10 protein-coding genes and 1 pseudogene are annotated in these 13,167 nt (G+C 69.5%); 5 read left to right on the top strand and 6 right to left on the bottom strand.

From position 1 onward, the window contains the following. Positions 1 to 35 precede the first annotated feature (35 nt). From CSEG_RS04280 to CSEG_RS04270, 3 genes are all read right to left on the bottom strand, one after another. Positions 36 to 1,682, bottom strand: a complete 1,647-nt coding sequence (locus tag CSEG_RS04280) for an ATP-binding protein (protein ID WP_227878884.1) — start codon at positions 1,680 to 1,682, stop codon at positions 36 to 38. Between the two features lie 309 nt (positions 1,683 to 1,991). Next, positions 1,992 to 3,278 (bottom strand): adenylosuccinate synthase, encoded by a 1,287-nt coding sequence (locus CSEG_RS04275; RefSeq protein ID WP_013078030.1) that lies wholly within the window; start codon positions 3,276 to 3,278, stop codon positions 1,992 to 1,994. Positions 3,279 to 3,401: 123 nt separating this feature from the next. After that, entirely contained in the window at positions 3,402 to 4,025 is a 624-nt protein-coding gene (locus CSEG_RS04270) for an acyloxyacyl hydrolase (protein ID WP_013078029.1), read from the bottom strand. 155 nt (positions 4,026 to 4,180) lie between these two features. On the opposite strand from CSEG_RS04270, the gene CSEG_RS04265 reads away from it, so the two are divergent. Both CSEG_RS04265 and CSEG_RS04260 read left to right on the top strand, forming a co-directional pair. Next, complete coding sequence (locus tag CSEG_RS04265) at positions 4,181 to 5,158, top strand: threonine ammonia-lyase (protein WP_041538181.1); 978 nt, start codon at positions 4,181 to 4,183, stop codon at positions 5,156 to 5,158. Between the two features lie 144 nt (positions 5,159 to 5,302). Next, the gene (locus tag CSEG_RS04260) at positions 5,303 to 6,508 is read left to right on the top strand and encodes a DSD1 family PLP-dependent enzyme (RefSeq protein WP_013078027.1); all 1,206 of its coding nucleotides are present in this window, start codon (positions 5,303 to 5,305) and stop codon (positions 6,506 to 6,508) included. 1 nt (position 6,509) lies between these two features. Here the strand turns inward: CSEG_RS04260 and CSEG_RS23695 are convergent. Continuing rightward, positions 6,510 to 6,587, bottom strand: a pseudogene (locus CSEG_RS23695) (hypothetical protein); the annotation flags it as partial. A 104-nt stretch (positions 6,588 to 6,691) separates the two neighbouring features. On the opposite strand from CSEG_RS23695, the gene CSEG_RS04255 reads away from it, so the two are divergent. From CSEG_RS04255 to CSEG_RS04245, 3 genes are all read left to right on the top strand, one after another. Further along, positions 6,692 to 8,347 carry a M28 family metallopeptidase gene (locus CSEG_RS04255; protein WP_013078026.1) on the top strand — a complete coding sequence of 552 codons (1,656 nt, stop codon included), beginning with the start codon at positions 6,692 to 6,694 and terminating at the stop codon, positions 8,345 to 8,347. 140 nt (positions 8,348 to 8,487) lie between these two features. Beyond that, entirely contained in the window at positions 8,488 to 9,876 is a 1,389-nt protein-coding gene (locus tag CSEG_RS04250; RefSeq protein WP_013078025.1) for an L-serine ammonia-lyase, read from the top strand. Positions 9,877 to 10,075: 199 nt separating this feature from the next. Further along, a complete protein-coding gene (locus CSEG_RS04245; protein WP_013078024.1) occupies positions 10,076 to 10,828 on the top strand; it encodes a DUF72 domain-containing protein in 753 nt (250 codons plus the stop codon). Between the two features lie 130 nt (positions 10,829 to 10,958). Here the strand turns inward: CSEG_RS04245 and CSEG_RS04240 are convergent, their stop codons facing one another. Beyond that, positions 10,959 to 11,744 carry a DUF1295 domain-containing protein gene (locus CSEG_RS04240; protein WP_013078023.1) on the bottom strand — a complete coding sequence of 262 codons (786 nt, stop codon included), beginning with the start codon at positions 11,742 to 11,744 and terminating at the stop codon, positions 10,959 to 10,961. A gap of 196 nt (positions 11,745 to 11,940) precedes the next feature. Then, positions 11,941 to 13,164, bottom strand: a complete 1,224-nt coding sequence (locus CSEG_RS04235) for an acetyl-CoA acetyltransferase (RefSeq protein WP_013078022.1) — start codon at positions 13,162 to 13,164, stop codon at positions 11,941 to 11,943. Positions 13,165 to 13,167 lie beyond the last annotated feature (3 nt).

The following is a 13,167-nucleotide window of genomic DNA, read 5'->3' as shown; positions in this document are numbered from 1 at the left end:
AGCCTGACCGAACGGGTCTCCGGAAACCGAACGGTTCAGGCCGCCCCGGCCGACGACAGCCGCGCCACCGTGGCCAGAAGGCCCGCGGGCGCGATCGGCTTGGGATGGGCGTCGTCGAAGCCTTGGGCCATCAGGCGCTCGGCGTCGCCGACCATGGCGTCGGCGGTCAGGGCGATGACGGGCATGTCGATCCGCCCGCCCTCGCCCGCCCGGATCCGACGGACCGCCTCGACGCCGTCCATCACGGGCATGTGGACATCCATCAGCACCATGTCGAAGGGCTCGGCGCCCAGGCGGGCCAGCGCGGCGCGGCCGTCGCCCACGGCGGCGACCTCGATCCCGACCGCCTCCAGCACGGCGCGGGCGACCACCTGGTTGACGGTGTTGTCGTCGACCACCAGCACCCGCAGCCCGGCCAGACCGAGCGCCGTCGCCGGCGCGTCTTCCTCCGCCAAGGGCGCGGCCGCCGTCGGCAAGGCCAGGCGGACGGTGAAGGTCGATCCCACGCCGGGCTCGCTCTCGACGCCGATCGCGCCGCCCATCAGCTCGGCGAGATGGCGGCAGATCGCCAGGCCCAGGCCGGTGCCGCCGAAGCGTCGGGCCGTCGAGCGGTCGCCCTGGGCGAAGGGCGCGAACAGCCGCGCCCGCTGCTCGGCGGTCAGGCCGACGCCCGTGTCGGTGACCGACAGGACGATCTCGCCCTCCGCCGGCGCGACGCCGATCACGACGCGGCCGGCCAAGGTGAACTTGAGGGCGTTGGACACCAGGTTCATCAGGATCTGGCGCACGCGCGCGGCGTCGCCCAGCAGCCAGGCCGGCGTGGCGGGATCGACCTCCAGCGCCAACTCGACGCCCTTGCCCCGCGCCGTCTCGCTCCAGAGCAGCCGGATCTGGCCGGCGAGCGCGCGGATGTCGAACGGCGCGATCTCCAGCTCCAGCTTGCCCGCCTCGATCTTCGACAGGTCGAGAATGTCGTTGAGGATGGTCATCAGGCCGTCGCCCGACTGGATGATCATGTCGACATACTCGGCCTGCCGGACGTCCAGCCGGGTCGTGCTCAGCGCGTGCGCCAGGCCCAGAACGCCGTTCATCGGCGTCCGCAGCTCATGGCTCATCATCGCCACGAAGGCGGACTTGGAGCGACTGGCCTCCTGGGCCTCCGCCTGGGCTTCCTCCAGCGCCTGGGCGTTGGCGCGCAGCAGGCGGACGGCGTCCATGGAGAAGCTGAGGACGCCGACCATCACCACCGCCAGGACCACGTACTCCCAGCCCTGCCAGTGCTGTGACGTCACGGCGGCGAAGATCAGCGCGGCGAACGGCGGCGGCGCCAAGGCCAGGAGCAGCGCGCGGCTGACCACGGCGTATTTCAGCCCTTCGATCAGCAGGCCGAACATGACCATCAGGGCGGCGAACTTCAGGCCCGCCGAACCGTGGATCCAAAGCAGGCAAGCCGTGATCGACCACGTCACGCTGAACGCCATGCCGGGCCCGAGGCGTCGGATCATCGGAAAGCGCCGCTCCGAGGCGGGACGGAACTGGGCCTTGATCAGCAGCAGCAGGCCTTCCAGCCCCGCGTTGACGACGATCCAGGGCAGCAGGGCGTAGGGACCGAAGGCATAGGCCAGCAGAACGCCGACCAGGGTGGTCATGACCAGCCGGCCCGCCATTCCGCGTCGGCTCATCTCCAGCGAGGCGCCATCGATCCCGTCGTTGAGAAGCTCACTAAGGCCCAAACGCCGCCCCCTGGATCGCCACTGGCTGGACCATAACAGGATTCATCCAACGGTCCGTTCCGTTCGTGGACGGACATCGTCCGACGGCGCCGATGCGTGTTTCAGTGAGCACGGGGCCACGATGGTCAACGAACAACCGCCCAAGGCAATCCAGGAGAATCCTGGGCGCGAAGGCTCACCAAGCTTTGCCGCGCGGGAAGCCTTCCACGGCGTTTGCTGACGCGCCCTCCCCTTCCAGGGATGGCGCGTCAGGCCAGGCTATCCCTGGAAGGGATCGCGCATGAGAATGGTGTCGTCGCGCTCCGGGCTGGTCGACAGCAAGGCGACCGGCGCGCCGATCAGCTCCTCGACGCGGCGGACATACTTGATGGCCTTGGCGTTGAGGTCCTTGAACGAGCGGGCGCCGGCGGTGCTTTCGCTCCAGCCTTCCAGCTCCTCGTAGACCGGCGTGGCGGCGGCCTGGTCGCGCAGGCCGGCGGGCAGATAGTCGAGGACCTTGTCGCCGATCTTGTAGCCGACGCAGATCTTCAGGGTCTCCAGGCCGTCCAGCACGTCCAGCTTGGTCAAGGCCACGCCGTGGATGCCGTTGATGGCCACCGACTGGCGCACCAGCACCGAGTCGAACCAGCCGCAGCGGCGGGCGCGGCCGGTATTGACGCCGACCTCGCGGCCGACGGTCGACAGGTGCTTGCCGACCTCGTCGAACAGCTCGGCCGGGAACGGGCCTTCGCCGACGCGGGTGGTGTAGGCCTTGACGATGCCCAGCACATAGCCGGTCGCCGACGGACCCATGCCCGAACCGGCCGAGGCCTGGCCCGCCGCCGTATTGGACGAGGTCACAAAGGGATAGGTGCCGTGGTCGACGTCCAGCAGCGAGCCTTGCGCGCCTTCGAACAGGATGCGGCGGCCGGCCTTGTGGGCCTGGTCCAGCACCCGCCAGGCCGGCTGGGCGTAGGACAGGATGCGCGGCGCCAGCGCCATCAGGGCGTCGAACAGCTCCTGCGCGCTCGCCTCGGGCAGGCCTAGGCCGCGACGCAGGGCGCCGTGGTGGGCCAGCAGGCGGTCGATCTTGGGCTTCAGGGCTTCCGGATCGGCCAGGTCGGCGACGCGGATGGCGCGGCGGCCGACCTTGTCCTCATAGGCCGGGCCGATGCCGCGGCCGGTGGTGCCGATCTTCTGGGTCGAGGCGGCCTCGCGCGCCTGATCGAGGTCGCGGTGCAGCGGCAGGATCAGGCAGGCGTTGTCGGCCAGGATCAGCAGCTCGGGCGTGATGGCCACGCCCTGGTCGGCGATCTTGTCGATCTCGGTCAGCAGGTGCCACGGGTCGACGACGACGCCGTTGCCGATCACCGACAGCTTGCCCTGCACCACGCCCGAGGGCAGCAGCGCCAGCTTGTAGACCTTGCCGTCGACCACCAGCGTGTGGCCGGCGTTGTGGCCGCCCTGGAAGCGCACCACGACGTCGGCGCGGTTGCTGAGCCAGTCGACGATCTTGCCCTTGCCCTCGTCGCCCCACTGGGCGCCGACAACGGTCACGTTGGCCATGGTTGAGATATGCCTTGTCGCCTGCCGGGTGACGCCGCGAGGTCCTTCGACAGGACTCGACCCCGAGCGTTCAATCAGTTTTGGGCGGCGTCACGCCAGCCGTCAAATCGGCCCGTCGCGAAGTCAGAAGGCGTAAACCAGCCGAACCCCTGCGTCGTCAAGCCCCTGGTTCTTGCCCTGGTGGAAGATCTGGCCGTTCGACAGGTGGGTGTAGCTGAGCTCCACCGACACGCGGTCGCTGACCTGATAGCCCAGCGCCAGCTCCGGCTCGAACAGCACGCGCGAGCCGAATTCGATGCGGTGATAGTAGAGATAGGTGCGGCGAGCGCGTTCCTCGTCGCTGATGTTTGGCGCGTTGGCGGGCGGCAGCTTGGCCTTGCCGTCGGTATAGGCCAGGCCCATGCCCGGCCGCAGGTAGAACCCGCCCGGCTGGCCGAAATCGATCTTCCAGTTCAGGCCGGCGGCGGCGAAGTTGGAGGTGTTCTCGCTGTTGATCGAGACCATCGCATGGGCCTGCGGCTTGCCCAGCCAGCCAAGGCTTTCGATCTTGTCGGTGCGATAGCCCAGGTGGACGTCGTATCCGTCCTCGCGGCCGGCGGCGCCCAGACCCACGGCCTTACCGATGAAGGTGACGTCGTGCTTGTAGACGCCGACGAAAGCCTCTCCGGCGGCGGCGGGCGCGGCGAAAGCCAGCCCGGCGGCCCCGAGCGTAAGGCAGGCCGCGGAGGCCAAGTTGGCGGTCTTCATCGAGTCGTCCTGATCTGAGCCCCCGACGGCTCTTATGTCGTGAACGGCGAAGCTCGCAAAGGGTTTCGAAACCTTGCAGGCGACAACGCCGCGTGGACGTTCAAATGGGGCGCAAGGCTTCAAAAGCTAGCGGCGCGCCCGTAGAACTTCGCCGCATGAGCATCACCCTCGCCGACATCCAAGCCGCCGCCCAACGCCTGAAGGGCCTAGCCGTCGAAACGCCGCTGATCGAGAGTCCGGCGCTGAACGAGCGCCTGGGCGGCCGGATCTTTCTCAAGCCCGAGACGCTGCAGCGCGCCGGGGCCTTCAAGTTCCGGGGCGCCTATAACCGTCTCAGCCAGCTGACCGACGACGAGAAGGCGCGCGGGGTCGTGGCCTTCTCGTCCGGCAACCACGCCCAGGGCGTGGCCCTGGCGGCCAAGCTGGTCGGCTGCCCGGCCCTGATCGTGATGCCCAGCGACTCGCCGGCGGTGAAGGTCGAGGGGACGCGCGGGTTCGGCGCCGAGATCCGGTTCTACGACCGCTTCACCGAGGACCGCGTCGCCATCGCCGACCAGATCGCCGCCGAGCGCGGCTGCGTCGTGGTCCCCTCGTATGACGATCCGCACATCATCGCCGGTCAAGGCACGCTGGGGATCGAGATCGTCGAGCAGGCCGCCGCGCGCGGCGCCAAGCTCGACATCCTGGTCTGCTGCGTCGGCGGCGGCGGGCTGATGGCGGGGACCTCGACGGCGGTGAAGGCCCTGTCCCCGGCCACCGAGATCTGGGGCGTGGAGCCGGCGGGCTTCGACGAGACCCGGCGCTCGCTGGAGAGCGGCCAGCGCGAGACCATCGACAAGGACGCCCGCTCGTTCTGCGACGCCCTGCTGACCCCGATCCCCGGCGAGCTGACCTGGCCGATCAACCAGAAGAACCTCGCCGGCGGCGTCGCCGTCACCGATCCCGAGGTCGCCGAGGCCATGCGCTACGCCTTCTCGGTGCTGAAGCTGGTCGTCGAGCCCGGCGGCTGCGTGGCCCTGGCCGCGGCGCTGACGGGCAAGGTGGACCTCAAGGGCAAGATGGCCGCGATCGTGCTGTCGGGCGGCAATGTCGATCCGGGCTTGTTCGCCAGCGTGCTGCGGGGCGAACTCTAAGCGCCCCCTCCGGCCCTCCGGGCCACCTCCCCCGTTGCTCGGGGGAGGATGGAACTCCTCCTCACCCGCGAAGCGGGGGAGGTGGCGCGCGGCGTAGCCGCGTGACGGTGGTGGCGCTAGGGTCTTCGAAAAAGAGGAAGCCCCATGAACCTGCCGCCCGCGACCGCCCTCCCCCAGACGCCGCTCCTCGTCGTCGACCGCGCCGCCCTCGAGCGCAACATCGACCGCATGCAGGCCCTCTGCGACGCGGCCGGGGTCCGGCTCCGCGCCCACGGCAAGACTCACAAGTGCTCCACACTCGGCCGGCTGATCGTCGCGCGCGGCGCCGTGGGTCTCTGTTGCCAGACGGTGGGCGAGGCCGAGGCTTACGTGGCCGGCGGGATCAAGGACGTGCTGGTCACCGCGCCCGTCCCGGCCTGGGGCCCGCCGCGCCTGGCGGCCCTGGCCAGGACCGGGATCCCCATGGGCGTGACGATCGGCGCGGTCGTCGATGACGAGGGGCAGGTCGACCGGCTCTCGGACGCCGCCGTCGCCGCCGGCGTCACGCTGGACGTCGTGATCGACCTCGACCTCGGCACCCACCGCGCCGGGGTCTATCCGCACGAGGCCCTGGCCCTGGCCCGCGCCGCCGACGCCGCGCCCGGCCTGCGCTTTGGCGGGATCCAGGCCTATCTGGGCCACCTGCAGCATCTGGACGACGGCGCGGTGCGGAAGAGCGCCGACGAGGCCGCCTTCGCCACCCTGAAGGCCCTGGTCGCCGAACTTACCGCCGCGGGTCTGCCGCCGCCGGTGGTGACGGGCGGCGGCACCGGCACCCACGCCTTCGACCTGGCCTCGGGAGTCTTCACCGAACTGCAGGCCGGCTCGTACGCGGTGATGGACGTTGAGTACGACGTCTGCGGCGCCCCGGGCGGCGGCGACTGGCCGTTCGAGCCGTCCCTGTTCGTGGCCTCGACCATCGTCTCGGCCCGCCACAAGAGCCACGTCGTCTGCGACGCGGGCTTCAAGGCGATGTCGATGGACGGCCCTCCGGCCCGGGTGGTTTCCGGCGCGGCGCCCGGCTCGCTGTGGCGGCCGATGGGCGACGAGCACGGCATGATCGCCCACCCCGCGACCTTCGACGTGCTCAAGGCCTCGGGCGGCTCGCCCCTGGGCTTCGACAAGGCCGTCGCCGGCGCCGACGCCGACCCGTCCCGCGCCTGGCCCGCCGACGCGCCCAAGGTCGGCGAGGTCGTCTGGCTGCAGCCCGGCCACTGCGACCCGACCATCAACCTCTACGACGCCCTGCACGTCTGGGACGGGACGCGGCTGGAGCGGTGGGCGGTGGATGGGCGACGGGTGAGTTCCTGACTCACCCCCTCCGCGCTTCGCGCTCCTCCCCCGGAGGGGGAAGAAGGACGCGCGCCTTCCGCCCCCTCCGGGGGCGGACGACCGCGAAGCGGTCAGGTGGGGGCAAGTAGCGCTGGCGACCTTCAAAAACGCCAGCTACGTTCCCCCGCTCGACGACAAAATTTGCTCCCGGATGGAGTTGCGATGAAACGCCTGCTGCTCGCCACCGCCCTTCTCGCCGCGCCCATGCTGGGGCACGCCGCCGACGCGCCCAAGATCGACCCCGCCAAGCTCTCGGCCCACATCAAGGTGCTGTCATCGGACGCGTTCGAGGGCCGCGGGCCCGCCACCGAAGGCGAGAAGAAGACGGTCGCCTACATCACCGACCAGATGAAGGCCATCGGCCTCACGCCCGCCGGCGACGTGCAGAAGGACGGCAAGCGCGCCTGGACCCAGGACGTGCCGCTGGGCAAGTTCCAGATCGACGGCCCGGTCGCCGCCAGCGTCACCGTCGGCGGCAAGGCTCAAGCCCTGACCCAAGGCGAGCAGGTCGCGATCCGCGCGGCCATGACCAATGTCGACGCCGTCTCGATCAAGGACGCCCCGCTGGTCTTCGTCGGCTATGGCGTCAAGGCCCCTGAGCGGAACTGGGACGACTTCAAGGGCATGGACCTGAAGGGCAAGATCCTGGTCGTGCTGATCAACGATCCGGACTTCGAGACCGGTTCGGGTGATTTCGGCGGCAAGGCCATGACCTATTACGGCCGCTGGACCTACAAGTACGAGGAGGCCGCCCGCCAGGGCGCCGCCGGCGTGCTGATCGTCCACGAGACCGCCCCGGCCTCGTACGGCTGGAACACGGTCAAGAACTCCAACACCAACGTGATGTTCGACATCGTCCGCAAGGAGCCGGCCAAGTCGCACCCGTCGATGGAGGCCTGGATCCAGCGCGACGTCGCCGTCGACCTCTTCAAGCAGGCCGGCCTCGATTTCGAGGCCCTGAAGAAGCAGGCCCAGACCCGCGACTTCAAGCCGGTCACGCTGACCGGCGCGACCTTCTCGGCCGACTACAAGGTCAAGCACGAGACGATCGTCTCCAAGAACATCGCCGGCCGCATCGTCGGGACCAAGTATCCGGACGAGACCATCATCTATAGCGGCCACTGGGACCACCTCGGCGTCGGCGCCCCGGACGCGCGTGGCGACAAGATCTACAACGGCGCGGTCGACAACGCCGATGGCATCGCCGCCCTGCTGGAGCTGGCCCGCGCCTTCAAGAGCCAGCCCGCCCCGCAGCGCTCGATCCTGTTCCTGGCCGTGACCGCCGAGGAGAAGGGCCTGCTGGGCTCGGAGTACTACAGCGCCAATCCGCTGTTCCCGCTGGCCACGACGGTCGGCGACATCAACATCGACGCCCTGTCGGCCGCCGGTCCGGCCAAGGACGTCACCACCTCGGGCGACGGCAAGGTTGATCTGCAGGACATGCTGGTCGCCAAGGCCACGGCCAAGGGCCGCTACTTCTCGCCCGATCCGGTCCCGCAGGCCGGCCACTTCTACCGCTCGGACCACTTCCCGTTCGCCAAGCGCGGCGTGCCGGCCATCTCGATCGGCTCGGGCACGGACCTCGTCAACGGCGGCAAGGAAGCCGGTCAGAAGGCCGAAGATGACTACGTCGAGAAGCGCTACCACCAGCCGGCCGACGAATGGTCGCCCGACTGGGATCTCACCGGCCAGGCCGCCGATATCGGCCTCGTCTACGAGATCGGCGCCGACCTCGCCAACAGCCGCGTCTGGCCGCAGTGGCAGGCCGGCTCGGAGTTCAAGGCCCTGCGCGACGCCACGGCGGCGCAGCGGAAGTAGGCCTAACTTTTCTTGTCATCCCGGAAGCCTCGTAGAGGCTATCCGGGACCCAGGGCCGGCGCACCGCGGTTGCCCCTGGGTCCCGGCTCTCCGCTTCGCTGCGGCCGGGATGACAAGTTTATTTTGACGCGAAGCACCCCATGACCACCTCCGTCTTCGACCTCTTCAAACTCGGCGTCGGCCCGTCGAGCAGCCACACCATGGGGCCGATGACAGCGGCCGGGCTGTTCGTGGCGCGGCTGCGGGCGGCGGGCGACCTGGAGAAGATCGCAAGGGTCGAAACGCGCCTCTACGCGTCCCTGGCCCTGACCGGGCGTGGCCACGCCACCGACCGCGCGGTGATCCTGGGCCTGCTGGGTTTCATCCCCGCCGACCTTGATCCCGACGCGGGCGAGGCGGCGCTTTTGGACGTGCAGGCCAACCAGTCGCTGAAGCTGGGCGGCGAGGTCGACATCGCCTTCGACGAGGCCAAGGACATCGTCTGGCTGGGCCACGAACGGCTGCCGCAGCATCCCAACGGCCTGACCTTCGTGGCCTATGATAAGGCCGGCGCGCCGCTGGCCGAGCGGACCTATTTCTCGATCGGCGGCGGCTTCGTCCGTGACGAGAGCGAGATGGGCCGCAACACCCCGCCCGAGGACGGCCCCGCCGTCCCCTACCCGTTCGAGAGCTCGGCCGACCTGCTGGAACGCGCCGAGGGGGCCAAGCTGACCATCGCCCAGGTCATGGCCGCCAATGAGCAGGCGCGGATGAGCGAAGGCGAGATGAACGCCGGGCTCGACCGCGTCTTCGGGGCCATGGAGGCCTGCATCGATCGCGGCATGCGCCAGGACGGGGTCCTGCCCGGCGGCCTGACCGTCAAGCGCCGCGCCCGGCAGATCCACCAGACCATCCAGGGCCGGATGGAGCGCCAGATCAGCGATCCCTTGGCGGCCATGGACTTCGTCAACCTGTGGGCCATGGCGGTCAACGAGGAGAACGCCGCCGGCGGCCGCGTCGTCACCGCCCCGACCAACGGCGCGGCCGGGCTGATCCCGGCGGTGCTGCGGTTCTTCGTCCGCTTCCACAACGGCTCGCCCGAGCAGGTGCGGACCTTCCTGCTGACGGCCGCGGCGATCGGCGCGCTCTACAAGCGCAACGCCTCGATCAGCGGCGCCGAGGTCGGCTGCCAGGGCGAGGTGGGCGTGGCCTGTTCGATGGCGGCGGCGGGCCTGGCGGCTGCGCTGGGCGGGACCAACGCCCAGATCGAGAACGCCGCCGAGATCGGCATGGAGCACAACCTCGGCCTCACCTGCGACCCGATCGGCGGCCTGGTCCAGATCCCCTGCATCGAACGCAACGCCATGGGCGCCATCAAGGCCATCGACGCCGCCCGCCTAGCCCTGCTGGGCGACGGCCAGCACTCGGTGTCTCTGGATAAAGTCATCGCCACGATGAAGCGCACCGGCGAGGACATGAACGAGATCTACAAGGAGACCTCGATGGGGGGTCTGGCCGTGGGGCTGTCGGTGAACCGGGTGGAGTGTTGAGGACCTCGTGAGCGCCCCCTCCACCGCTTCGCGGTCCCCCTCCCCCGTTGCACGGGGGGAGGATGAAGCTCGTCCTCACCCGCATCGCGGGGGAGGTGTCACGATGCGTCAGCATCGTGACGGAGGGGGCGCTATTGTCTCTCGACGCCCCGCGAAACCTCGCCTAATTTCCGCGAGAACATCAAGGGAACATCCGCACATGGGCAAGATCCGAACCGGCATCGGCGGCTGGACGTTCGAGCCCTGGCGCGGGACCTTCTATCCCGACGATCTCAAGCAGAAGGACGAGCTGAAATACGCCTCGTCCAAGCTGACCAGCATCGAGATCAACGGCACCTACTATTCGACCTGCAAGCCCAACAGCTGGCAGAAGTGGCGCGACGAGACGCCGGACGACTTCGTGTTCTCGGTCAAGGCCAGCCGGTTCTGCACCAACCGCCGCGTGCTGTCGGAGAACAACGACTCGCTCGAGAAATTCCTGTCCCAGGGGCTCGAGGAACTGGGCCCGAAGCTTGGCCCTATCAACTGGCAGTTCATGGCGACCAAGAAGTTCGATCCGGCGGATTTCGAGGGTTTCCTCAAATTGCTGCCGAAGGAGTTGAAGGGCCTGCGGCTGCGCCACGCGCTGGAGGTCCGCAGCCCGACCTTCGCCTGCCAGGAGTTCTACGATCTGGCCGCCCAGTACGGCGCGGCCATCGTCTACGCCGTCGACGACGAGGAGCCGACCTGGCCCTGCATCGACCAGCCCACCGCCGACTTCACCTACGCCCGCCTGATGTCGAGCAAGCCGGACGAGCCGACGGGCATGACCTCGGACGAGCTGGACGGGATCGCCAAGCAGGCCCGGGAATGGGCCCAGCGCGGGGACGTGTTCGCCTACTTCATCGCCGGGGCGAAGGTGCGCAATCCGGCGGCGGCGATGGCGTTGATCGGGAAGCTGCGGGCGGCGTAAGCGCCCCCTCCGTCTCGGCGCTTCGCGCCGATCCACCTCCCCCGTTACACGAGGGAGGATGCAGGGTCCTCCTCACCCGCCAAGCGGGGGAGGTGGCGCGACGCGGATACGCGGCGCGACGGAGGGGGCGCTAGACCTTCTTCGGAAACCACGGCACGAACCCGCTGGTCCGCGCCACGTACTCCGCATAGCCCGGCTTGGACTTCTTCATCTTGCCCTCGGTGGTCGGCACGCCGCTCCACTTGGTCAGCAGGAAGGTGATCAGCACCGGACCCGGCAGCGCCCAGGCGCCCAGGCCCGTCTCGGCGGCGATCAGGTAGAGACCCCACCAGACGCAGGCGTCGCCGAAATAGTTCGGGTGGCGAGTGTAGCGCCACAGGCCCTGGTCCATGACCTTGCCGGCGTTGTCCGGATTGGCCTTGAAGGCGGTGAGCTGGGCGTCGCCGATGGTCTCGAACAGGATGCCGACGATGGCCAGCGCCGCGCCAGCATAGGCCAGCGCGCCCAGCGCGCCCGGCCCTTGCCCCAACTGCACCGGCAGGGCGACGACATAGCCCAGCACCGCCTGTAGGCCGAAAACGATGATCAGCGAGGTGGTGGCGAAGTTCCACCGCTTGGTCTTCTCGTAGTGGGCGAAGATCGCGACATAGCGGCGGTCCGCGCCGTGCTTGCGCCAGCGCCAGAACAGATACCCGCCCAGCCGCGCCGCCCACAGGGTGCAGAGCCCGGTCAACAGCAGCCCGTGCGGGGTATGCGGCCCCTGCAACAGCGTGCTCCAGGCTAGCAGCGCCATGCTCGGCCCCCACCAGGCGTCGATGAAGCTGACGTCCCGGGTCCTCAGGCTGACGGCCCATAGGACCAGGAACGCGACCGCCGAGACGGCGGCGTTGACGGCGAGGACGGTCAGGAGGGGCATGGAGGGCTCTGGGCGGAAGATGCGGTTGATACGGGCGGCGGGGCGAAACGGATTTCTTCCTCCCCATTAGGGGGAGGGGGACCGCCGAACGGCGGTGGAGGGGGTCGGCCGCCGCAGGGCGGGCGCTTCGCGACCCCCTCCGTCACGGCGCGTATTCGCGCCGCGCCACCTCCCCCTAATGGGGAGGAAGAACGGCTCACGTCCCCACGACGAAACTCACCGTCGTCGTGGTCGAGCCGCCGATGTTCAGGGTCTGCACCGTCCGCGCGCCCTCGACCTGATAGTCGCCGGCCTGGCCCGAGGTCTGCTTCCAGGCGTCGAGCAGCATCCGCGCCCCGGTCGCGCCGACCGGATGCCCCGTGCCAATCAAGCCCCCAGACGGATTGATCGGCAGCTTGCCGCCCATCGCGATGTCGCCCGCCTCGATCGCCTTCCAGCTCTCGCCGGGCGCGGTCAGGCCCAGGTGGTCGATGGCCATGTATTCGGTGGCGGTGAAACAGTCGTGGGTCTCGACCGCGTCGATCCCGGAGACGTCCGGCGCGATGCCAGCCCGGGCGCGGGCGTCGAGGATGGCGCGCCGCACCTGCGGGAAAACGTAAGGCTCGTCGCGGCTGGCCTCGACCTTACGGGCGTAGCTCAGCGGCGCCGAGCGATGGCCCCAGCCCTTGATGCGCGGGATGCTGTCCAGCGCGATGCCGCGCTCGTCGGCATAGGCCTTGGCGCGCGCCGCGGAGGCCAGGAACACCACGGCGGTCCCGTCGGTGACCTGGCCGCAGTCCTGCTTGCGCGTGCGGCCCTCGACCACGGGATTGGCGGCGTCGTCGGCGGTGAAGGCCTCGGGGCCGAAATTCCAGCTGCGCGTCTGGGCGTTGGGATTGCGCCGGCCGTTGGCGAAATTGACCTCGGCGATGCCCATCAAGTGCTCGTAACGGAGGCCATAGCGGCGGTCGTACTCGTCGGCGAGGTCTGAGAAGGCGCGCGGCCACAGGAAGCGGGCGTCCTGGAACTCGTGGCCGGCCCAAGCGGCGCTGCCCAGGTTCTCGGCCGCCTTCTGGCCGGGGACGTTGCGCATCTGCTCGATCCCGACGACGCAGGCCAGGTCGTAGCGCCCGGCCTCGATCTCGGCGGTGGCGGCCAGCACCGCGACGCTGCCCGAGGCGCAGGCCGCCTCGTGCCGCGCGGTCGGCAGCCCGTCGAAGGCGGGGTGGACCAGGCCGAACATGCCGCCCAGCAGGCCCTGACCCGCGAACAGCTCGGCGGCGAAATTGCCGACGTGGCCGGTCTCGACGTCTTCGGGGTCGAGGTCGACGGCCGCCAGCCCCTGCCCCACGGCCTCCGCGAAGGCGTCGGCCAGCTCCTTGCCCTCGCGGGCCCAGTTGGCGGCGAAGTCGCTCTGCCAGCCGCCCAGCACATAGACCATGCC

It is taken from the genome of Caulobacter segnis ATCC 21756, assembly GCF_000092285.1.
In the GTDB taxonomy this organism is placed as follows: domain Bacteria; phylum Pseudomonadota; class Alphaproteobacteria; order Caulobacterales; family Caulobacteraceae; genus Caulobacter; species Caulobacter segnis.
Note: the sequence above shows the minus strand (reverse complement) of the source record. Positions and strands in the feature narration are given on the sequence as shown.